Origin of the sequence: Lysobacter sp. 22409, assembly GCF_052045105.1 — a bacterium.
GTDB classification, from domain to species: Bacteria; Pseudomonadota; Gammaproteobacteria; order Xanthomonadales; family Xanthomonadaceae; genus Lysobacter; species Lysobacter antibioticus_B.
The window spans coordinates 1-22,615 of the sequence record NZ_JBQEOE010000023.1 but is presented as its reverse complement, the minus strand read 5'-3'; the positions used below and the strand labels follow the sequence as shown (position 1 = coordinate 22,615).

The window sequence follows — 22,615 nt, the reverse complement described above, 5'->3', positions numbered from 1 at the left end:
GCAGCGCATGACCAACAGCCTGGGCGCCGATGCCTTCCGCATCGTCCTGTCGCGGCGACACGCCGCCATCGAACCGAGAACGATCATGACCGAATTCGATCCCGCCGCCGTTGCGGCGGATAACGAGGCAAGCGCCGCGGGCGAACGCGAAAACGCCAGCGCCACTGCGACGACGGATGCCGCGCGGGCCGACGCGCCGATCGGCGCGAGCGAGCGCCTGTCGACCCGCATCGCCTTCTTCATCGCCGGCCTGGCGATGGCGGCCTGGGCGCCGCTGGTGCCGTATGCGAAGGCCCGCACCGGCATCGACGAGGGCATGCTCGGGCTGCTGTTGCTCGCGCTTGGCGCCGGTTCGCTGGTGACCATGCCGCTGACCGGCGCCATCGCCGCGCGTTACGGCTGCCGCCGGGTGATCCTGCTCGCCAGCGCCGTGGTCTGCGCGGCCTTGCCCTTGCTCACGCATTTCTCCGGCGTGCCGGCGATGGCCTTGACCCTGTTCGTGTTCGGCGCCGCCATCGGCACCATCGACGTCGCCATCAACATCCAGGCGGTGATCGTCGAGAAGGCCAGCGGGCGTGCGCTGATGTCGGGTTTCCACGGCTTTTTCAGCGTCGGCGGCATCGCCGGCGCGGGTCTGGTCAGCGTGCTGCTGTGGCTGCAGGCGGCGCCTGCGATCGCGGCGATGAGCGTCGCGGTGGTCTTGGCCCTGTTGATGTTGGCCGGCAGTCGCGGCCTGTTGCGCTATGGCGACGACAGCCACGGCGGCGGCTCGATGTTCGCGTTGCCGCACGGCGTGGTGATCCTGATCGGCGCCTTGTGTTTCATCGTGTTCCTGGCCGAGGGCGCGATGCTCGACTGGAGCGCCTTGCTGCTGGTGTCGCAGCGCGGCGTCGCGGCCAGCGTGGCCGGCATCGGCTACGCCGTGTTCGCCTTGGCGATGACCATCGGACGTTTCAGCGGCGACCGCATCGTCCACCGTTTCGGCCCGCGCCCGGTGCTGGCGGCCGGCGGTGCCTGCGCCGCTGCGGGTTTCGCCTTGGCGGCGCTCGCGCCGGGCGCCTTGCCGACCTTGCTGGGTTTCGCCCTGGTCGGTTTCGGCGCCTCCAACATCGTGCCGATCCTGTTCAGCGCCGCAGGCCGGCAGACGGCGATGCCGGCCGGTCCGGCGATCTCCGCGGTCAGTACGCTGGGTTATGCCGGCATCCTGGTGGGGCCGGCCGCGATCGGCTGGGTCGCCAAGTTCAGCAGCTTGCCGGTGGCGTTCGTGCTGCTGGGTGCGGCGCTGGTCGCGGTCGCGGCCAGTGCGCGCATCGCCGCGGCGCGCGATTGAATCGAAGGTTCAGCGCGGCCGCTGCGCCAGCCAGCGGTCGAGTTGCGCGGCGAAAGCCTGGCGGTCGCGCGCATGAAACACCGCCGGGCCGCCGGTCTGCACGCCGGCGCCGCGCAACTCGTCCATGAAATTGCGCATCGACAGGCGTTCGGCGATGTTGTCCGCGGTGTACAGCTCGCCGCGCGGATTCAGTGCGACCGCATGCTTTTGCAGGGCCAGCGCCGCCAGCGGGATGTCCTGGGTGACCACCAAGTCGCCGGCGACCACGCGCTCGACGATCTGCGCATCGGCGACGTCGAAGCCGCCGGGCACCTGGATCGCGCGGATATAGGGCGACGGCGGCGTGCGCAGCCACTGATTGGCGACCAGGGTCACCTGCACCCGGGCGCGGTCGGCGGCGCGGAACAGGATCTCCTTGATCGCGCCGGGGCAGGCATCGGCATCGACCCAGATCTGCGGCGCGGGGGTGTCGGTCATGAGGCGGGCGAGGTCGGCTTCGGCAACGATCCGGCATTGTCGCGCCAAGCCGTGCGCCGCGTCGCCTGCCGTCGCCCGCGGCCCGCTACCATGTTCGTCTCCGCCGCGGTCCTGGCGGCCATCTCAGTGGGGCGCCGCGCATGATCAAGGTCCATCACCTCAATAACTCGCGCTCGCAGCGCGTGCTGTGGCTGCTCGAAGAGCTGGAACTGCCGTACCAGATCGTGCATTACCAGCGCGACGCCAAGACCATGCTGGCGCCGCCGGAACTGCGCGCGGTCCATCCGCTCGGCAAGTCGCCGGTGGTCGAGCTCGACGGCCGGGTGCTGGCCGAATCGGCCGCGATCATCGAGACCCTGAGCGAGCGCTTCGACAGCAGCCATCGTCTGTCGCCGCCGCTGCAGCCGCTGGACGGCGAGGAACGCCTGCGTTATCGCTACTGGCTGCATTACGCCGAAGGTTCGGCGATGCCGCCCTTGCTGTTGAACCTGGTGTTCTCCAAATTGCGCCGCGCGCCGATGCCGTTTTTCGCCAAGCCCATCGCCCGCGGCATCGCCGACAAGGCGGTGTCGGCCTTCGTCGGTCCGCAACTGGCCCTGCATCTGGACTACATCGAAAGCGAATTGGGCAAGCACGAGTGGTTCGCGGGCGATCGCTTCACCGCCGCCGACATCCAGATGAGTTTCCCGGTCGAAGCGGCGGTCGCCCGCGCCAAGGATCGCGAACGGCCGCGCATGCAGGCTTTCGTCGAACGCATCCAGGCGCGGCCGGCCTACCAGCGCGCCCTGCAGAAGGGCGGGCCGTACTCGCTGCTGAGCTGACTGCCGAGCCGAACCCGCGCCGGCTTGGTTTCGGCCCGGTCCGGGCCCACTGATGGGGAACGCGTCGCCACGCCGGCGCTGCCTTTCTTCCGAGCATCGTCCTTTCGAGCCCCGTTCTTTCGAGCCCCGTAGCCCCGCATGCATTCGCCGCACTTCGACAACGCCTTCGTCCGCGAACTTCCCGGCGACCCCGACACCGCACCGGGCATACGCCAGGTGCATGGCGCGCTGTATTCGCGGGTCGACCCGACCCCGGTGGCGGCGCCGCGGTTGTTGGCCTGGTCGGCGGAGATGGCCGAACGCCTGGGTTTCAGCGAGGACGAGGTCGCCAGCCAGGCCTTCGCCGAGGTGTTCGGCGGCAATGCCTTGCTCGACGGCATGCAGCCGTATGCGGCCAATTACGGTGGCCATCAGTTCGGCCATTGGGCCGGGCAGCTCGGCGACGGCCGCGCGATTTCGCTCGGCGAAGTCGTCAACGCCGCCGGCGAGCGTTGGGAACTGCAGCTCAAGGGCGCCGGCCCGACGCCGTACTCGCGTACCGCCGATGGCCGCGCGGTGCTGCGTTCGTCGGTGCGCGAATTCCTGTGCAGCGAGGCCATGCACCACCTCGGCGTGCCGACCACGCGCGCGCTGAGCCTGGTCGGCACCGGCGAGGACGTGGTGCGCGATATGTTCTACGACGGCCATCCGCAGGCCGAGCCCGGCGCGGTCGTGTGCCGGGTCGCGCCGTCGTTCATTCGCTTCGGCAATTTCGAGCTGCCGGCCTCGCGCGGCGAGACCGAACTGCTGCGGCAACTGGTCGACTTCTGCATCGCCCGCGATTTCCCGCACCTGGGCGGCGAGGGCGAGGCCCGCTACGGCGCCTGGTTCGGCGAAGTCTGCGAACGTACCGCGGTGACGATGGCGCACTGGATGCGGGTCGGCTTCGTCCATGGCGTGATGAATACCGACAATCTTTCGATTCTCGGCCTGACCATCGACTACGGCCCCTACGGCTGGATCGACGACTACGACCCGGACTGGACGCCGAACACCACCGACGCCGGCCAGCGCCGCTACCGTTACGGCCAGCAGCCGCAGGTGGCGTACTGGAACCTCAGCCGGTTGGCCGGGGCGCTGTCGCTGTTGCTGCCGGTCGAGGCCTTGCAGGACGGCCTGCGCCGTTATGTCGACGCCTACAACCTCGCCGAGCGCGACAGCATCGCGCGCAAGCTCGGCCTGCGCGAATGCGGCGACGGCGATGTCGAGCTGATGCAGCAACTGCGCGAGTGGCTGCACCGCCATCAGGTCGACATGACGATCTTCTTCCGCGCCCTGGCTTCGGTCGATATCGCGCAGACGCAGCCGGAATCGCAGGCTTTCGCCGAGGCCTATTACGACGCCGAACTGGGCGCGACAGGCGAGGCGGCCTTGCGTGCCTGGCTGGCGGCTTACGCCGAACGCGCGCGCGCCGACGCCTGGCCCGCGGACCAGCGCATCGCCGTCATGAACGCCGCCAACCCGCGTTACGTGCTGCGCAATTATCTGGCCCAGCAGGCCATCGACCGCGCCGGGCAGGGCGACCTGCAAGGCATCGCCGAACTGCTGGAGGTGCTGCGCCGGCCGTACGAGGACCAGCCGGGCCGCGACGTCTATGCCGCGCGCCGCCCGGAATGGGCCCGCGACCGCGCCGGTTGCTCGATGCTGTCGTGCAGCTCATGAGTGCGTAGTTCCTGAGCGGGCATCGCGAACCCATGGGGTTTGCCGCAGAATCCGCTGCCATGAACCCGCTTCTCGAACTCCGTGTCGTCGACCGCGACGATGCCGCATGGCATGGCGCGTATTGCGATTACGTCTCGCAGGTTTTCCGCCAGGCCGATTTCCGCCGTTGGTGCGAATGGCGGCAGTGGGGCGAGGACTACCGCGCGTTCTGCATCGTCGGCGACGACGGCCGCGTGCTCGCCAACGCCTCGGTGTCGCGCATGCGCTTGCTGGTCGAGGGGCGCGAGCTTGTGGGTTATCAGCTCGGCGCCGTCGGCTGCCTGCCGCAGGCGCGCGGGCAGGGGCTGGCGCGCAGGGCGATGCAGGCCGCGCTGGCGTATTGCGGGCAAGCGCCGGTGTTCTTGTTCGCCAACGACAGCGTGCTCGACTTCTACCCGCGCTTCGGCTTCGCGCCGGCGCCGCAAACACTGTTCGAAGCCGAGCTGCAAGCCGAGCCGGCGGGCGAGGGCCGCATCGTTCGCGCCGCCGCCCTCGACCTTGCCGACGGCGAAATCCGCGAAGCCTTCCTGCGTTCGGCGGCCGCGGCGTCGCCGGTCAGCGCACGCTTCGCCGCGCGCGATTACGGCCGCATCGCGACCTGGTACGTCGCCAACGGCTACGCCAGCCCTGCGCACCGGCTCGACGACGACACCTGGGTGTTCGCCGAGGTCGAGGACGGCGTACTGACGATCGAAGACGTGTTCGCGACCCGGCCGTTGGATCTGTCGGCGGCGCTGCCGCATTTGATCGCGCAGCCGATCCACACGGTGCGTTTCGGCTTCACCCCGGAACGGCTGTGGCCGCGGGCCCGTGCGGTCGCGGCGGAGGCCGACGCCGATCTGTTCGTGCGGAATCTGGTCTTGCCGGCGGGGCCGCACCGGTTTCCCTTGCTCGCGCGCACCTAAGCGCGGCGGCGGCAGAGTGGCGACGGCAGAGTGGCGAGGGCGGGCCGGTGTCGCCGACGGCGCTGGCCGCCGTCGATCCCGGGCCGCCCGGCTGCGCCGCGCCGACGACTCGCATCGCGCGGCGGCCGTGGCCCGATGACGGCCGGCGCCGCGGCGCCGCCGCAGCCGCCGGGCCGGTCGTTCAGACCGGGGCGAAGCCCTTGGTGGTCTTCTTTTCGTTCTTTTCGGCGCGCTTTTCCTTCATGGTCTTGGCCGGTTTCTTCTTGGTTTCCTTCTTGCGGTCCATTCCCTTGCTCATGATCTCTTCCTCGTTCGATGGCGGCGCGTCGCAGCGGATGGCGGGCGCCCGTGGCCAAGTATGCGCCGCCCGGCGGGTCGGCGCCTGCGTCCGCCAGCCTCCGTTGGCGCGGCCTTGCGGCTGAACCACGGGGCCGCCGGCCCGCCCCGGCCGCCCGACCCGACCTGCCGATTGGCGCGCCGCGCCCGGTAGAATGGTCGGATGCCCCTGATTACCGTACAGAACGCCGACTACAGCGTCGGCGGCCCGCTCCTGCTCGAAAACGTCGAACTGTCCATCGAACCGGGCGAACGCATCGCCCTGATCGGTCGCAACGGCGCGGGCAAGTCCACTCTCATGAAACTGCTGGCCGGCGAACTGCAGGCCGACGACGGCGAAATCCGCCGCGAATCCGGCGTGCGCATCGCCCGGCTCGAACAGGAAGTGCCGCCCGGCGCCAGCGGCACGGTGTTCGACGTGGTCGCCGACGGCCTCGGCGAGCTCGGCCACTGGCTGGCCGAATACCATCACCTGAGCCACGCCGAACCCTTCGACGGCGACGCCCTGGCCGACGTGCAGACCAAGATCGAGGCCGCCAACGGCTGGGGCCTGGATCAGCGCGTCACCGAAACCCTCGACCGCCTCGGCCTGGACGGCGAAGCCGCGTTCTCCGGTCTGTCCGGCGGCATGAAGCGGCGCGTGCTGCTGGCGCGCGCGCTGGTTTCGGCGCCCGACCTGCTGCTGCTCGACGAACCGACCAACCACCTCGACATCGAAGCCATCGACTGGCTCGAACAATTCCTCAAGTCCTGGCAGGGCGCGCTGCTGTTCGTCACCCACGACCGCCGCTTCCTGCGTTCGCTCGCCACCCGCATCGTCGAGATCGATCGCGGCCAGGTCACCAGCTGGCCCGGCGACTGGGACAACTACGTGCGCCGCCGCGAAGAGCGCCTGAACGCCGAGGCCCAGGAAAACGCCCGCTTCGATAAGCTGCTGGCGCAAGAAGAAGTGTGGATCCGCCAGGGCATCAAGGCCCGCCGCACCCGCGACGAAGGCCGCGTACGCCGGCTCAAGGCGATGCGCAACGAACGCCAGGCGCGCCGCGACACCGTCGGCAACGTGCGCATGGACTTCGCCCAGGCCGAGTCCTCGGGGCGCAAGGTCATCGAGGCCAAGGACGTCAGCTTCGACTACGGCGGCAAGCCCTTGCTGAGCAATCTGTCGACGACGATCTTCCGCGGCGACCGCATCGGCCTGATCGGCCCCAACGGCAGCGGCAAGACCACCCTGCTCAAGACCTTGCTCGGCGACCTCAAGCCGAGCGCCGGCGAAGTGCGCGAAGGCAGCAAGCTGCAGGTCGCGTATTTCGACCAGTACCGCGCGACCCTGCGCGAGGACTGGAACGCGATCGAGAACGTCGCCGAGGGCCGCGAATACGTCGAGGTCGGCGGCAAGCAGAAGCACATCATCGGCTACCTGCAGGACTTCCTGTTCACCCCCGAGCGCGCGCGTGCGCCGATCACCCGATTGTCCGGCGGCGAGCGCAATCGCCTGCTGCTGGCCAAGCTGTTCGCGCAACCGTCCAACCTGCTGGTGATGGACGAACCGACCAACGACCTCGACGTCGAGACCCTGGAGCTGCTGGAAGAATTGCTCGGCGACTACACCGGCACCTTGCTGCTGGTCAGCCACGACCGCGACTTCCTCGACAACGTGGTGACCTCGACCCTGGTCATGGAAGGCGAAGGCCGGGTCGGCGAATACGTCGGCGGCTACAGCGACTGGGTGCGTCAGCGCGCCAACGCTGCGGCCAGGAGCGTTGCCAACAAGACCGTGGCCCCGAAGCCGGACGCCGAAGCGGCCGCACCGGTCGTCGCCAAGCGCAAGCTGAGCTACAAGGACGCGCGCGAACTCGAGCAACTGCCGGCGAAGATCGAGGCCTTGGAAACGCGTTTGGCCGAACTCACCGCGCAGATGAACCAGCCGTCCTTCTACCAGCGCGACGCCGCCGCGATCAACGCCCACAACGCGACCCTCGCCGAGGCCCAGGCCACGCTCGACGCGGCCTATGCGCGCTGGGCTGAACTGGACGGCTGAAGGGCGCCTGGCCTAGCCGCCGGCCCCCAACTTCCGTCGCTTGCGCGGAGCGTAGGCGGCGGTTCCTAATCCCCTCGAACGCCGGCGCGGCCGGCGAGGGGAGAGCGGCGATGCGCAGGGTCGGATCGGATCGGAGCGGATTGGGTCGGAGCGGATCGGATCGAATCGGACTGGCCCGAATCGGACTGAGCCGGCTCGGATGGGTCGGAGCGCTGGGGTTGGCCTTGCTTGGCACCGGCCACGCCGTGGCCGCGGTCAAGGACGCGGCGCCGAACGGGTTCACTATCGAGAACGAGCAGGTCGTCCCGGTCGACCAGGCCACCGCATGGAAGGCCCTGGTCGAAGACGTCGACCGTTGGTGGCCCAAGGACCACACCTGGTGGGGCGCCGAATCGACCCTGTCGATCGACGCCCGCGCCGGCGGCTGCTTCTGCGAGATCGGCCGCAACGGCCAACAACAAGCCCAGCACATGACGGTCAGCTTCGTCGACCCCGGCAAGACCTTGCGCCTGCTCGGCGGCCTCGGGCCGCTGCAGGGCATGGGCCTGGGCGGGGCGATGGAGTTCCGCCTGAGCCCGGTCAACGACGGCGGCACCCGCATCGCCCTGCATTACCGCGCCGGCGGTTACACGCCCGACGACCTCAGCAAATTCGCCGCCTTGGTCGACAAGGTGCAGGGGCTGCAACTCGGCGGTCTGGCCGATTACCTGCGCCGCGCGCGCGACCCGGCCAAGGCAGGTTCGGGCAAGTGAGTTCCGGGCTCGCCTATCGCACCCGCCACGATCGCGGCGCGATCCTGGCGACGCACCGCCACCACGCGCCGTACGCGGCGCTGGTGCTGGACGGCGACTACACCGAATCCAGTCTCGACGGCCCCTTGCCGTGCGGCCCGGGCACCTTGGTGCTGCATCCGCCGTATCACGCCCACGGCGATCGTTTCGGCCGCCTCGGCGCGAGCGCGATCAATATCGAATTGCCGAACGATCGCTTCGTCTTCGCCGCCAGCGCCTGGCAGGTGCACGACCTGCGCGAAGCCCAGGAAGTGTTCGCGCGTTGTCCGCAGCGCCTGTCGGAACTGCTGGCCTGCGCAACGCCGCAGACGGCCGTGGTGGTGCCCGATTGGCAGGGCGAACTGCTGCGCACGATGGCCGAATGCGACGACGAGATCGGCACCCTCGCGCGTCGCCTGGGCGTTTCCGCCGAGCATGCCAGCCGCGCCTTGACCCGCACCTACGGCATGTCGCCACAGGCGCTGCGCCGCGAAGCGCGCTGGCGTCATGCGTTGCAGCTGCTGGCCGGCAATGCATCGCTGGCCGAAGTCGCCGCCGCCGCCGGCTTCAGCGACCAGAGCCATCTGCACCGCATCGTCGTCGCCCATGCCGGCTGCACGCCGGCGCGGCTGCGCGAACAGGTCCGCGGCCGGCTCCGGCAACAGATCAATTGCGTACAAGACCGGCCCCTGGCCATCGCGGCTTAATGTCTCCAACGCGCCGCCGGCGCACCAGGAGCCAGGCCATGAACCTCACCCGACTTGCCGCCGCCACGGCCTTGCCCGTCCTGCTCGCCTGGGCGGCGAGCGGCGCATCGACGACGATCCCCGCCAGCGGCCCGGTTGCGGCCAAGGCGGTCAACGATGCGCTCGGCGCGTCGCTGCGCGCCGACATGCCGACCGCGCTGAGCACCTTGAAGGCGGCGCCGCTGGAGGAATTCAATGCCAAGGACGCCGCATTCCGCGCCTGCATGCTCAGCCGTCACGACCGCAGCACGCCGCCGTACCTGGCCGGCACCGTCGCCGATCCGTTCGCGCGCAGCGTGCTGGAGGTGTATCAGCGCTATTGGTGGAAGGCGTTGCGCGATCCGGCGGTGCGTCCGGCCGAAGAGGCGCGCTTGAAGACGGATCTGGCCGCGCTGATCGGCGAGTCCGCGCCGGCACCGACCGAAGAAGCTTTCGAAGGCTTGAACGAACGCATCAACGTCGAACTGCGCAAACGCGGCTTTCATCCGCTGCAGGGCCGCACGCCGCCGTTGTACGACCTGATGCTGTGGGGCCGGCAGGAGGAGCGGGCTTACACCGTCGATCTGCCGAGCGGCGAGCGGCAGCCGGTGAAGGTGTTCGTGATGGACGGTTGGGTCAGCCGCGGCTGGGGCCACTACACCTCATGCGAGCGCACCGGCGCGGCCGGTTGGGCCAAGCCCGAGGGCCTGTACGCAGTGCGCAGTTCCTACGGCGACATGAAGGGCGAAGACTTCCGGGTCAGCTTCCTCGGCCACGAGGCCCAGCATTTCGCCGACATGAAGCGCTGGCCGAAGATGCCGGCCTGGACCCTGGAGTACCGCGCCAAGCTGGTCGAACTGGCCCAGGCCGATACCACCCGCGAGAAACTGCTCGACCGTTTCTATCGCAGCCAGGACGACGAACCCGATCACCCGCATCCCTACGCCAACAAGCGCGTCACCGCCGAGGTGGCGACGAAGCTCGGCCTGGCCGCCGACGCCGATCTGCGCAAGGCCGATCCCGAAGCGGTGCGCCGCACCGCGCGCGAAGTGCTGATCGCCGACACCCAGCGGCGCGAGGCCGAGGGCGATGCGAAGACCGGCGAGGTTAACAGCGGCGAGGCGAAATCGGCCGCGGCCGCGGCGCCTGTCAGCCGGCCATGACGAAAGCTTGCGCGCGCGGCAACGGGAGTTCCTGCGCCGCGCGCGTCTCGCGACGCTCGACCCGGGCGACGCGGCCTTCCTCCATCACGATCAACTGGTCGGCGACATCGAAATAGCGGTCGTCGTGGGTGATCGCGACGATCGCCTTGCCGCGCGCCTTCAGCGCCGGAAGGATCTCGTGATAGAACACGGCCTTGAAGGTCGGGTCCTGGTCGGCGGCCCATTCGTCGAACAAATACAGTTCTTTGTCGTCGATGATCGAGGCCAGCAGGGCCATGCGCCGGCGCTGGCCGTCGGACAGGGCGAGGGTGGAGAAGCGGCCGTCGCGGTAGCTGACCTTGCGGTCCAGGTGCAGGGCCTTGAGGTAGTGGTCGACGGTCGCCTTGAGCTGGTCGTCGTCGGCGCCGAGGATCTGGTCGAACAGGTGATAGTCGGAATAGATCGCGCTGACCGACTGCCGGTAGGTGCCGATCGAATCGTCGCTGACGGCGTGCTCGCCGAAGCGGATGGTGCCGCCGACCGCGCGGTAGTGCAGGGTCAGCAGCTTGCTCAGGGTCGACTTGCCCGAGCCGTTGCCGCCGACGATGAAGCTGATCTCGCCCTTGCGGAACTCCAGGTCGAGCGGGCCGACCCGGAAGCCGTCGTCCTTGTCGTCCTTGCTGCCGTGGCGGTAGCTGACCTGCTCGAAACGCACGCTGTCCCAGTCGCGCGCCGGCTCCTGCACGGCCGAGATGGTCTCCTGCGGGATCTCCTCGAACAGCTTGGCCACGCGCTGGATCGATACGCGCGAGATCGAGATCTGCGGCAAAAAGCCGAGGATCGCCGAGATCGGCCCGGCGATGTACAGCAGCGCCATGATCACCCCGATCAACTGCTCGTTGCTGATCGTGCGGTAGTTGACCACGATGAACACGATCGAGCCGATCACGAAGAAACTCAGCAGGTCGCCGTAGTTGCTGGCCGCGCGCAGGATCGTATAGCCGGTCTTCTCGTCCTTCTGCACCGAGCGTTCGCAGTGCATCAGCACCTTGTCGAAGAAGGCCTCGCGCTTGGCGTCGTCGAGCTTGAGCTCCTTGATACCGTGGATGAGGCCCTGGATCGATTCCTGCAGGTGGTCGAAATGCTGGCGCGCGCTGTTGAAATAACGCCCGCCGATCAGCATCGGGATTTGATAGGTGACCACACCGAAGGCGATGCAGCCGAGCACGAACCAGAACAGATCGGCGTTGAGCACCAGCAAGAAGCCGAGCATGCCCAGCAGCATGACCAGGTTGATCAGCATGTCCGGGAACATGCGCGCGCCCAACACGATGCGTGGCACGTCCGAGGTCAGGGCGGCGATCAGCCGCGAGTGGCCGATCTTCTCCAGCGCCGACAGCGGCGCCTGGGCGATGCGGTCGTACAGGCGGGTGCGCAGGCTGGAGGCGACGTCGATCGCGACCCGGGTCAGCACCACCTGCGACAAGGTCCGGGTGATCAGGATGAACACGCACACCAGCGTGAACACCAGGGCGAACGGGGCGTTGGCGATCTCCAGCGAGAACAGCCGGGTCGGCGCGGCCGCGATCGTGTGCAGGCGCGGGTCGCCTTGCTTGAGCACGTTCATCACCAGCGGGATCAGCAACGAATAGCAGATGCCCGACAGGCCGCCCAGCAGGATCGAGAAGAACACTTTGTTGGGCGCGCGGCGCGAATACTCGGCGAACAGTTTCATTCGGCGGCTCCTGTGGCCTGGCCTGCGCGGGGCGCGGCGGCGGGCCGGTCGTAGCTCGCCTCCAGCCTGCGGTATTCGACATTGCGGAAGGCTTCGACACTGTCGTCGTAGTGCGGGCTGAACACGTTGCCGGACTGGCCGGTGGAATTCATGTAGTGGTGCTGCACCGCGTCGCGGCGCAACGCGATCACTTGCCGGAAGCCGGCGCCGAAGGCCTGCAGATAACCGTCCGAGCCGGCGTAGGCGGCGCCGGCGACGTTGACCGAATTCGGCGAGCCGCCGTTGCCGACGCGACGCTCGAACAGTTTGTCGAACGGCTTCCACTGGCTGAAGGGCGTATGCCGGTACACGGTGTGCTGGACCTCGCCCCAACGCCAACTGTCCATGCTCCAGTCGCCCTTGAGTTTGTACAACTCCCACAACGCGCGTTCCTGCGAGGCCGCCAGGGCCTGGTCGCAGGCCTCGCGCGCGGCGGTGGCGGGGCGGTCGCACCAGCCCGCGCCGTCGGCGCGCAGCAGCGCGGTCAGCTGATCCAGGCCGACGCCTTCGACGAGCCCGTCGAGGATGTCTTCGCCCTCGGTCTCGCCCCAGTTCGCCTGCAGGCGGTCGGCGTAGACGCGCTCGCGGAAGTGCCGCATCCAGGCGTGGAAGATCGCCGCGGCCTGACTGTCGGCGCGCATGTCGCCGTTCCAGTCCTTGAGATGGCGGGCCGCTTGCGCGCGGTGTTCCCCCATCTTGTCCGGGGCGTTGCCGTCCGAAAGCCTGCTGTCGGAGAGTTTGGAAAGACGCTTGCGCAACTCGCCGATCAGCGCCGCCGCTTCCAGGTCGAGGGTGTCGGCCTGGATCCGCTGCATGTCGGCCACGCCCAGGCGCTTGCCGGTGTCGATGCGCTCGCGCAGCAATTGCTCGATGCGGCGCGCGCGCGCCGGCGAAGCCCAGTCGTGCGAGACGAAATACGGGTAGCCATCGCCGGCGACCTTGTTGTTGGCGGTGACGATGTAGCCCGAAGGCGGGTTGTAGCTTTGCGGCCATTGCGCCGGCGGCACTTCGCCGGACCAGCCGTAGGCTTCGTCCCAGCCCGGCGAGGGCAGGGTGCCTTCGCCCTGTTTGCGCAACGGCAGGCGACCGGCGCCGAGGTAACCGATGTTGCCCTCGCGGTCGGCGTAGACCATGTTCATTGCCGGGGCGACGTGGAAGGCCAGAGCCTGGCGGAAGCCGTCCCAGTCTTTCGCATAACCGAGGCGGAAGAACGCCTCGTAACTGGTGTCGCCCGGGTCGAGCCCGGTCCAGCGCAGCGCCACCGGTTGATCGAACACGCCGTAGCGATCGCTGATGATCGGCCCGTGCCGGGTCGAGCGGACCTTCAAGGCGACCGGCGCGTACTGCTCGCGCAACTGCCGCGGGAAATCGGCGCGCACCTCGATGCGCTCCTCGCGCACCGCGAACGCCTGCCAACCGGCGCCGGTTTCGTAATGCTCGCTGCCGCGGTCGACGCGCTCGAAGAACAAGTCCTGGGTGTCGGCCATCATATTGGTGCCGCCCCAGGCGAGGCGCTCGTTGCGTCCGAACACCACCACCGGCAGGCCGACCAGGCTCATGCCCGAGGTTTTCAACCCCGGCGCCTGGATGCTGAGCGGATACCACAAGGACGGAATCTGCAGGCCGAGATGCGGATCGTTGGCGAGCAGGGCGGCGCCGTCGGAGGTCAGGCGACCGGCCACCACCCAGGCATTGCTGCCGGTGTTCGGCACCGCCAGGCCGTAGTCGCGCTGCAACTGCGATTGCAGGCGGCCGATCGAGGCCAGCGGCGCGGCATCGCGCGCGCCCAGCGCCGCTACCGTGGTCGGCGCATCGGCGGGGTAATCGGGGAAGAACGGTTTCAGCTGCGTTTCGTCGAGGCCGCGCTGGGCGACGTAGCGCGCCAGTTCGCGTTGGAAATTGCCGCCCAGGTCGAGCGCGAACATCTTGATCCAGGCCAGCGAATCGCGTTCGGTCCAGCGCTCCGGCGCGATGCCGAACACGCGGAATTCGCTCGGCAGCGGGTGGCCTTCGCCGATCCAGGCATTGATGCCGGCGGTGTAGGCGGTCAGCGAACGCTGCGCCTGCGGGCTCAGTGCCGGCCACGCGGTGGCGGTGGATTCGTACAGGCCCAGGGTACGGAACCAGACGTCGGTGTCGACGCTGTCCTTGCCGAATATCTCGCTGACGCGGCCGCGTGCAAGGCGCCGCTGCAGTTCCAACTGCCAAAGACGGTCTTGCGCTTGCGCATAGCCGACCGCGAAGAAAGCGTCGTCGTCGCTCGCTGCCTGGATGTGGACCATGCCGTCGGCATCGCGCCGGATCGTCGCCGGTGCCGTGGCGCCGCGGCTGAGCTGCGCGCGGCCGATCTGCAAGTTCGCCGTTTGCGGCAGGCTCGCTTTCAGCGACGACCAGGTCCAGACCGAAGCGGCCAGCAACGGTACGACGACGATGGCCAGAAACCGCGAGGCGAGCGGAAAGGAACTGAATAATGCAAAAAACTTCACCGATGCTCTCGCCATGATCGTGAAGGGGACGACTCCCTGTCTCCGCCGTCGACGCCGTCCCCACGGAGTGTCGATGCGTACGTTCCATTGCGGCGCCGGCTTTCGCCTTTGCCCATGCGCCGAGCCGAAGCGCCGCGCGCCCGGCGCGGATGCCATTGCCGCGCGTAGTCAGGTCGTCGCGACGAGAACGGACTGCGCAGCGTCGGTTCGCCATCCTCGCGGCTCGGCGTTGCACATGACGAGACGCACCGGCCCGCAGCGGGCGGGCGCACGAGTCGCCACCGTGCGATAGCTAACGCGATACTCGACCCCATCAGGCCATGCGGGCGTTCAGACGCGACCGCCCGTGGCCTGGCAGGCCGCAGAAGCGGGTCGTGTCCTGTGCATCCCCCGGATGCCGTTTACTGGGTTTCGGATATTTCCCTGTTCCTTGGGGTTTCGATCCTTTGTTTGCAGATTCTTGAGTGCGATCACGTTGTCGGCTATCGCAATGATCATGCGCCTATGGCGTCCCCGGATCCTTGCTGATAGGCGGTCATCGGTTCGACGAGAACAGCTGTCGATGAAAGACCAACGTCACACAGCAATAGCTTAATGAGAATGTGGCGTCAATAAAATGACTCTCGCTCATGTAGGTGAATCGAGTTGGCGAAAAAATCGTCAGTGCACTCGAAAGTGGTGTTTTCCCTGGGGATTTGCCTAATACATCGCCTTCACATCGAATCAGGGCGCGTGCATTGAAGTGTGTAGGTTGCACGTACCTGGCCGTATTTTTTATGTGACTGCGTTTCAGTTTCGTGTGGTTGTAGAGACCAAGTGCACAGATTCCATACGTACATTTGACGCGCTTGAGACGCCAAGCGTATAAGCCTCGCGAGGGCCGATTACGCAAGATGCAGTGGCAAGCGTCATGGGCCCCGGAGTTGCGCGGATCGCGTTGACGACCGTCGCAACGAGTGCGAACCAGCGCCATTAGGCTCGCACCGTCCGAACCGAATCGGCTCGGACTCAGGGGGAAATCGAAAGGAAGTACCAGCGGCGGCGCGCGGGTTTCGCGCGTCGATGGAGAGTTGTTGGTCCGCATATCGCATGAAGCGAAGCACGCCAGACATGGGGTCTTCGAACGGAAGCAGTTCAGTCAAGCAAAGGTTTGCTCAAGGAAGTCAGTGTGCAAAGTTTTCCCGAGATCATGCTTCACCGTGCCCGAACCATGCCCGACGCCGTGGCCTGCCGCTTTTTCAAGGGCGCCTCGTTGGAGCCGGAGGTATTCACTTTCGGCGGCCTGTTCGAGCAAGCCGCCGGCCTGGCGGCGCGGTTGCAGCAGCGCGGCCTGTCGGGCCAGCGCGCGGTATTGGTGTGCAAGTCGCAGCAGAGTTTCGTAGTCGCCTTCTATGCCTGCATGCTCGCCGGCGTGGTCGCGGTGCCGTCGGCGCCGCCGCGCCGTCAGGTGATGCAGAGCCGCCTGCAGTTGATCGTCGGCGACGCCCAGGCGCGCGCGCTGTTGTTCGACGGCGACGAATTGCTCGACACCGAGCTCGAATTCGATGGCGAGCGACTGCTCAAGATCGACCTGCGCGAACACGACGCGGCGGGCTTGCGCGCCGATGCCGGGCAGTGGGCTCAAGCGTTCCCCGAACCTTCGGCGCACGCTTTCTTCCAGTACACCTCCGGTTCCACCGGCGACCCGAAGGGCGTCGTCGTGAGTCACGGCAACCTGGTGCATAACTGCGCCGCGATCCAGGACGCGATGGAACTGTCGCCGGACTCGGTGCTGTTCACCGCCTTGCCGTTGTTCCACGACATGGGCCTGGTCGGCGGCGTGTTGCAGCTGATGTACAGCGGCTGCCCGGCCGGCTTCATGTCGCCGTCCGAATTCGTGCAGTATCCGGAACGCTGGCTGCAGATCATTTCGAAGTTCGGCGTCACCGTCAGCGGCGGCCCGAACTTCATGTACGACCTGGCAGGGCGCGCGATCAAGCCCGAACAGATCGAAGGCGTCGACCTGTCGTCGTGGCGCGTCGCCTTCTGCGGCGCCGAGCCGATCCGCGCCGCCACCGTGGCGCGTTTCGCCGAACGTTTCGGCGAGTATGGCTTCCGCGCCGAATCCTTCTACCCCTGTTATGGCATGGCCGAGTCGACCTTGCTGATCACCGGCGTGCGTTGCGGCACCGCGACCGCGGTCGATCGCCGCGACGGTGCGGCCGTGGTCGGCTGCGGCACGCCGCGCGTCGGCATGCGCCTGGTCGTCGTCGATCCGCACACCCACCGCCTCGTGGCGGACGGCGAGGGCGGCGAGATCTGGGTGCACGGCGCCAGCGTCGCGCAAGGCTATTGGCGGCGTCCCGAACTTAACCGGATCGCCTTCCATGCGCGCATCGAGGGCGAAGCCGAGACGGTGGCGCCGGGCGGTTACCTGCGCACCGGCGACCTGGGTTATCTGCACGACGGTCAGTTGTTCGTTACAGGCCGGCTCAAGGACCTGATCATCGTCAACGGCCGCAAGTACGTGCCGCAGGACATCGAAGACGAATGCGAGCAGAGCCATGAAGCGCTGCGCCAGTCCGGCGGCGCCGCCTTCGACGTCGCCGAGGGCGACAGCGGCCGATTGGTGGTCGTGTTCGAACTCAAGCGCGAATGGCTGCGGCGCCATCCGCAGTGGGGCGATGTGATCGGCTCGATGCGCGCCTCGGTCAATTCCGCCTATGGCTTGCCGGTGTCCGAGGTGGTGCTGATCAAGCCCGGCACCTTGCCGCGCACCTCGAGCGGCAAGGTGCGGCGCAACCAGTGTCGTATGGATTATCTCGCCGGTGCCTTGCAGCGCGCGGGATGACCGACCGGCCCCGCAGAGGGCCACGCGGACTGCGTCCGCGACAACAACAAACGTAACGCCAGTGAGTGCAGCGCCGGTCCTCGCGGACCGGAAGACATGGAGCAGTTGGGGGTAGGGCAATGAGCAAGCGTGAACCGTGGTTGATCGATGCGATGGCCGAAGTGCTGGAGGTGGACCGCTCGCAGTTGTCGGCGACCGAGTCCTTCGCCGAACTCGGCGTGGATTCTTTGTTGGGACTGCGCTTGACGCGCAAGTTGGAAGACCTGCTGGGCAGCGAAGTCGAACTGGAATGGTTGTTCGACCACCCCAGCGTGCGCCAGCTCGCGTGTTTTCTCGACGAGCGTTTCGGCGAGATGGATGCCGCGCCCGTCGGTCCGGGTTGAAGCAGCGGGCCCGACGAACCAAACCCTCCGCAGGCTGGTCCATGGACGGTTCCGCGATCCGGAACCGGGCGGCCTGCTCAACGCGTCACGAAAGGAATCAGCGACATGAGCGAATTTCCGGTATCGCCCGCGACTCGCCACTGGCATAGCGCCGCGCCGCTCGCGCTCGAACTCGGGCAGAACCTGCCCGGCTACACCCTGGGTTATCGCACCTGGGGCCAGCTGTCCGCGGCCGGCGACAACGCCGTCATCGTCTGCCACGCCCTGACCGGTTCGGCCGACGCCGCCGAATGGTGGGAGCCCTTGTTCGGCGCCGGCAAGGCGCTCGACCCGCAACGCGATTTCATCGTCTGCAGCAATGCGCTCGGCAGTTGCTACGGCAGCACCGGGCCGGCCTCGCCGCATCCCGACGGCGGCCACTGGGGCACGCGCTTTCCCAAGCTGACCATCCGCGATCAGGTCCGTGCGCAGATGGCCTTGGCCGATGCGCTCGGTATCCGCCGCATCAAGTTGGTGATCGGCGGTTCGATGGGCGGCCTGCAGACCCTGGAATGGGCCTTGCTCGATCCGCAGCGGGTCGAGTCGATCGCGGTGATCGCCGCGAGCGCGCGCCACTCGGCCTGGTGCATCAGCTGGAGCGAGGCGCAGCGCCTGTCCTTGCGCGCCGACCCGAAGTTCCGCGGCGGCGACTACCCGCGCGAGGACGCGCCGCATGCCGGCCTCGGCGCGGCGCGCGCGATCGCCATGGCCACCTATCGCAGCCCGGCCTCGCTCGACGACCGTTACGGGCGCGCCAACGGCGCGGCGGTGTTCGATGTTCACGCCAAGCTTCCCGACGACTTCGCCGTGCGCGGCTGGATGCAGCATCATGCCGAGAATTTCGTCCGCCGATTTGACGCCAATTGCTATCTGGCGCTGATCGATGCGATGGATCAGCACGACGTCGGCCATAGCCGCGGCGGCGTCGACGCGGCCCTGGCGAGCATCCGCCAGCCGGCCCTGATCGTGGCCATTTCCAGCGACGGCCTGTATCCGCCGGCCGAGCAGGAACTGCTGTGCGAATCGATTCCCGGCGCGCACTTCCTCGAGATCAATTCGCGCCACGGCCACGACGGCTTCCTCATCGATGCCGCGGCGATGGAACGCAGCATCGCTCAATTCCGCGGCGTCGCCGCCACACCGGGCCACGGCGCCCGCTTCATCAACGCAGCGGAGGTCGCAACTTATGCTGGCTGATTACTCGCCCGTACGTATCCAAGCCCGCAACAGCGTGGTCGACGCCCACCGCGTCGACCTGGTGCTGATCGGCGCCCGCGGCAAAGTCGGCAGCGCCTTCCGGCGCCAGCTCGGCAATCGCCAGCCGGCCTTGTTGTCGGAAGCCAATCTCGATCTGCGTCTGCTCGCCGGTTTCGACCGCCGCGGCTTCGCCTTCGACACCCACGGCATCGTCCCGGAGTCGATCGACGAACACATGCCCGAGCGCGGCGCCGACGACGTCGAACGCCTGATGTCGCACGTCGGCCGCCACGGCGGCGTGCGCACCCTGGTGGTCGACTGCACCGCCAGCGACGAGATCGCCGATTTCTATCCGCGTTTGTTGATGGGCGGCATGGGCATCGTCGCGGCCAACAAGCGCGCCAACGCGCGCAGCCTGTCGAGTTATCGCGACCTGCAGCATGCCGCGCGCGAACGCGGCGTGCCCTACCGTTACGAGACCACGGTCGGCTCGGCGATTCCCTTGCTCGGCCCGCTGCGCGATCTGCGCCTGCGCGGCGAGCGGGTGATCTCGGTGCAGGGCGTGCTGTCGGGCTCGCTGAGCTACATCCTGCATCGCATGCACGAAGGCTGCCTGTTCTCGGCCGCGGTCGCCGAAGCGCGCGCGCTGGGCTATACCGAGCCCGATCCGATGGAAGATCTGCGCGCGATCGACCTCAGCCGCAAGCTGCTGGTGCTGGCGCGCGAGGCCGGTTTCGCGATGGAGCTCGAAGACCTGGTGATCGAGCCCTTCGCCGATCTCGACATCGCCTCCGACGATCTGATTCCGGCCCTGCAGGTCGCCGATGCCGGCTGGAAGGCGCGCATCGCCAGCGCCCTGGAGCAGGGCGAGCGCTGGGTGGTGCTGGCCGAGGCCAGCCGCGAAGGCGGGCGCATCAACCTGCGCCGGGTGCCGGCGCACTCGTCGTTCGCGCAGCTCGAACCGGGCCAGAACCTGATCTCGATCCGCACCGAATTGCAGGACCGCATGCCGCTGTGCGTCAGCGGCCCGGGCGCGGGCGTGGAGATCACCGCCGCCGGCGTGCTCAGCGACGTGGTCGCGGCCGCGGCGCACTGGACGCGCCAGGACTGAGGCGCAGCGACACAGGACCGCCGGTCGCGAGACCGGCTTCGGCAGGACGCGAATCGACAGGACGCGATAGATGAATTTGGAGAGGGCCATCGACATGGAGCGAAACGAGGACATGGACGCCTGGTTTCCGCTGTCCGCTGCGCAGCAGGGACGGTGGTTCCTGTACCGTTTCGACCCGGCCGGGCGCGGCAACCACAACAACGTGTTCGCCGTGGCCTTGCAGGGGCGGATCGAGCCGTCGGCGATCGCGCGCGCGTTGGAGACCCTGGCCGCGCGTCACCCGATGCTGCGCGCGCGCGTACGTTGCCTCGACGGCCGCGAGCCCGAGCAATGCATCGCGACCGGCGCGCAGGTGCCGCTGTCGATCGTCGATGCCGCCGGGCTCGACGAGGACGAGTTGAGGGCGCGGGTCGGCGCCGACGCGCTGGCTGCGTTCGACGACGAGCGCGCGCCGCTGGTGCGGGCCGCCCTCTATGTGCGTGACGCGCGCGATGCGCGCGAATCGGTGTTCGTGCTGGCTTTCGATCATTTGATCTGCGACGGCTGGTCCTACTGGCGCCTGCTCGAAGAATTCGGCGCCTTGCTGTCGGGCACCGCGACCGAAATCGAGCAGGGCGCGACCGCCGCCGGTTATCGGGACTACGTCGCCTGGCAGCGCGATTGGCTCGGCAGCGCCGAGGCCGAGCGCCAGTTCGCCTATTGGCAGGACCGCTTCGCCACGCCCGCACCGGTGTTGGACCTGCCGAGCGACCGACCGCGCCCGGCGCGGCCGAGCGGCTTGCAGGCAGTGGTCTCGCTGTCGCTGTCGGCGGCGACCACCCAAGCCCTGACCGCCCTGGCCACGCGCCAGGCCGGCACGATGTTCACCACTTTGTTGGCCGCCTATCAGATTCTGTTGCACCGCCTCAGCGGCCAGGACGACATCGTCGTCGGCTCGCCGATGCCGGGCCGCAGCCGCCCGCAGTGGGACGGCGTGGTCGGCGACTTCGTCAACATGGTCGCGTTGCGTGCCGGCTTCGCCGAACGCCAGAGCGTGGCCGACGTGTTGCGCCTGGCCCGCAACGCCGCGCTCAAGGGCATGGCCCAGCAGGACTATCCGTTCTCGCGCCTGGTCGACCGCCTGCACGCCGGCCAGGACCGCGGCGAGCATCCGCTGTTCCAGAGCGTGTTCGTATTCCAGAACGCGCGCCGAAGCAAGGATCTCGCGGCGCTGTGGAAGGCCGACGAGTCCGATGCACCGGTGGCGCATTGGGGCGAGATCGGTCTGCGGCCGTTCCCGCTGCCGCAACGCCTCGGCAGCGACCGCATCGGCCTGGCCCTGCAGGCGATGGAGTTCGACGACGGCCTGCGTTGCGATTTCGTCTACGACACCGATCTGTTCGATCAGGCCACGGTCGCGCGCTATGCCCAGTGTTTCGAGGTGTTGCTTGCGGCGATGATCGCCGACCCACAATGCCCGGTCGCTCGCCTGCCGCTGTTGTCGGCGGATGAGCGCGCGCACGTGCTCGAAACCTTCAACGACACCGGCTTCGACTATCCGCGCGAACGCCTGCTGCATCAGCCGTTCGAAGCGCAGGTGCGGGCGACGCCGGAGGCGACTGCGGTGGTCTGCGATGGCGAGCGCCTGAGCTACGCCGAACTGAACCGCCGTGCCAACCGCATCGCTCATCGCCTGCTGGCGTTGGGTGTGCGCGCCGACGACCGTGTCGCGATCTGTCTCGAACGTGGCCCGTCGCTCGTGGCCGGTGTGCTCGGCATCCTCAAGGCCGGCGCGGCCTACGTGCCGCTGGACCCGAACTACCCGCCGGACCGTTTGGCCTACATGTTGGGCGACAGCGCGCCGATGGCGCTGTTGAGTCAGACGTCCCTGAGCGGTTTGCTCGGCGAGGTCGAGGTGCCGGTGTTGTTCGCCGACGATGCCGCCTTGGCCGATCAGCCCGAGCACGATCCGGTCGTCGACGGTCTGACTGCGCGCCACTTGGCCTACGTCATCTACACCTCCGGTTCGACCGGCCAGCCCAAGGGCGTGGCGATCGAGCACGCGAACGCAGCCAACTTCATCGCCTGGGCCAACGCCAACTTCAGTGGTGAGCAGCTGGCGAACACGCTGTTCTCGACCTCGATCAACTTCGATCTGGCGGTGTACGAGCTGTTCGCGCCGCTCAGCATCGGCGCACAGATCACCGTGGTGCGCGACGTGCTGGCGACCGATCCAGCGAGCCCGTTGAGCCTGATCAACACCGTGCCCTCGGGCATCAACGCCTTGCTGCAGAGCGGTGGGGTGCCGGCGACGGTGCGCACGGTCAACCTGGCCGGCGAGCCGCTCAAGCGTGCGCTGGTCGAGCAGATCTTCACCCGGACCGAGGTCGCGATGGTTGCGAACCTGTACGGCCCGACCGAGACCACGACCTATTCGACCTGGGTGGCGATGGACCGTGCCGACGGTTTCGCCTCGCACATCGGCAAGCCGGTGGCGAACACCCGCATCTATATCGTCGACGCGCACCTGGA

Annotated in this window: 16 protein-coding genes; 13 read left to right on the top strand and 3 right to left on the bottom strand. The window is 68.0% G+C overall.

The annotated features are described in order from the left end of the window. Nucleotides 1–7: 7 nt before the first annotated feature. Nucleotides 8–1,330 (top strand): MFS transporter, encoded by a 1,323-nt coding sequence (locus ACTJJK_RS13055; protein ID WP_440730412.1) that lies wholly within the window; start codon nucleotides 8–10, stop codon nucleotides 1,328–1,330. A gap of 9 nt (nucleotides 1,331–1,339) precedes the next feature. Here ACTJJK_RS13055 and ACTJJK_RS13050 read toward each other — a convergent pair whose 3' ends face one another. After that, nucleotides 1,340–1,807 carry a YaiI/YqxD family protein gene (locus ACTJJK_RS13050; protein ID WP_440730411.1) on the bottom strand — a complete coding sequence of 156 codons (468 nt, stop codon included), beginning with the start codon at nucleotides 1,805–1,807 and terminating at the stop codon, nucleotides 1,340–1,342. Between the two features lie 140 nt (nucleotides 1,808–1,947). On the opposite strand from ACTJJK_RS13050, the gene ACTJJK_RS13045 reads away from it, so the two are divergent. From ACTJJK_RS13045 to ACTJJK_RS13015, 7 genes are all read left to right on the top strand, one after another. Then, nucleotides 1,948–2,628 carry a glutathione S-transferase gene (locus ACTJJK_RS13045; RefSeq protein WP_440730410.1) on the top strand — a complete coding sequence of 227 codons (681 nt, stop codon included), beginning with the start codon at nucleotides 1,948–1,950 and terminating at the stop codon, nucleotides 2,626–2,628. 138 nt (nucleotides 2,629–2,766) lie between these two features. Then, complete coding sequence (locus tag ACTJJK_RS13040) at nucleotides 2,767–4,329, top strand: protein adenylyltransferase SelO (protein WP_440730409.1); 1,563 nt, start codon at nucleotides 2,767–2,769, stop codon at nucleotides 4,327–4,329. Nucleotides 4,330–4,388: 59 nt separating this feature from the next. Beyond that, nucleotides 4,389–5,273 carry a GNAT family N-acetyltransferase gene (locus ACTJJK_RS13035; RefSeq protein ID WP_223619442.1) on the top strand — a complete coding sequence of 295 codons (885 nt, stop codon included), beginning with the start codon at nucleotides 4,389–4,391 and terminating at the stop codon, nucleotides 5,271–5,273. 499 nt (nucleotides 5,274–5,772) lie between these two features. Further along, on the top strand, nucleotides 5,773–7,647 hold the full coding sequence (locus ACTJJK_RS13030; RefSeq protein ID WP_440730408.1) for an ATP-binding cassette domain-containing protein: 1,875 nt from the start codon (nucleotides 5,773–5,775) through the stop codon (nucleotides 7,645–7,647). 218 nt (nucleotides 7,648–7,865) lie between these two features. After that, the gene (locus ACTJJK_RS13025) at nucleotides 7,866–8,399 is read left to right on the top strand and encodes an SRPBCC domain-containing protein (RefSeq protein WP_235186252.1); all 534 of its coding nucleotides are present in this window, start codon (nucleotides 7,866–7,868) and stop codon (nucleotides 8,397–8,399) included. Further along, entirely contained in the window at nucleotides 8,396–9,124 is a 729-nt protein-coding gene (locus tag ACTJJK_RS13020) for a helix-turn-helix domain-containing protein (RefSeq protein ID WP_440730407.1), read from the top strand. The genes ACTJJK_RS13025 and ACTJJK_RS13020 overlap by 4 nt, the downstream gene beginning before the upstream one ends. A 38-nt stretch (nucleotides 9,125–9,162) precedes the next feature. Continuing rightward, nucleotides 9,163–10,305, top strand: coding sequence for a hypothetical protein (locus tag ACTJJK_RS13015; protein WP_440730406.1), 1,143 nt, complete (start codon nucleotides 9,163–9,165; stop codon nucleotides 10,303–10,305). Here the strand turns inward: ACTJJK_RS13015 and ACTJJK_RS13010 are convergent. Further along, nucleotides 10,292–12,019, bottom strand: coding sequence for a cyclic peptide export ABC transporter (locus ACTJJK_RS13010; RefSeq protein WP_440730405.1), 1,728 nt, complete (start codon nucleotides 12,017–12,019; stop codon nucleotides 10,292–10,294). The genes ACTJJK_RS13015 and ACTJJK_RS13010 overlap by 14 nt on opposite strands. Further along, nucleotides 12,016–14,544 carry a penicillin acylase family protein gene (locus ACTJJK_RS13005; RefSeq protein ID WP_440730404.1) on the bottom strand — a complete coding sequence of 843 codons (2,529 nt, stop codon included), beginning with the start codon at nucleotides 14,542–14,544 and terminating at the stop codon, nucleotides 12,016–12,018. Before ACTJJK_RS13005 ends, ACTJJK_RS13010 begins: the two co-directional genes overlap by 4 nt. Before the next feature lie 1,189 nt (nucleotides 14,545–15,733). Between ACTJJK_RS13005 and ACTJJK_RS13000 the strand changes: the two genes are divergently transcribed. The 5 genes from ACTJJK_RS13000 to ACTJJK_RS12980 form a co-directional block, all read left to right on the top strand. Then, the gene (locus ACTJJK_RS13000) at nucleotides 15,734–17,374 is read left to right on the top strand and encodes a fatty acyl-AMP ligase (protein WP_255610658.1); all 1,641 of its coding nucleotides are present in this window, start codon (nucleotides 15,734–15,736) and stop codon (nucleotides 17,372–17,374) included. A 119-nt stretch (nucleotides 17,375–17,493) separates the two neighbouring features. Then, nucleotides 17,494–17,757 (top strand): acyl carrier protein, encoded by a 264-nt coding sequence (locus tag ACTJJK_RS12995; RefSeq protein ID WP_051885037.1) that lies wholly within the window; start codon nucleotides 17,494–17,496, stop codon nucleotides 17,755–17,757. A 105-nt stretch (nucleotides 17,758–17,862) separates the two neighbouring features. Then, complete coding sequence (gene metX / locus ACTJJK_RS12990; RefSeq protein WP_440730403.1) at nucleotides 17,863–18,993, top strand: homoserine O-acetyltransferase MetX; 1,131 nt, start codon at nucleotides 17,863–17,865, stop codon at nucleotides 18,991–18,993. Beyond that, nucleotides 18,983–20,104 (top strand): hypothetical protein, encoded by a 1,122-nt coding sequence (locus ACTJJK_RS12985; RefSeq protein ID WP_031372223.1) that lies wholly within the window; start codon nucleotides 18,983–18,985, stop codon nucleotides 20,102–20,104. The genes metX and ACTJJK_RS12985 overlap by 11 nt, the downstream gene beginning before the upstream one ends. A gap of 70 nt (nucleotides 20,105–20,174) precedes the next feature. Next, the coding region (locus ACTJJK_RS12980; protein ID WP_440730402.1) for a non-ribosomal peptide synthetase at nucleotides 20,175–22,615 on the top strand (2,441 nt) is incomplete at its 3' end.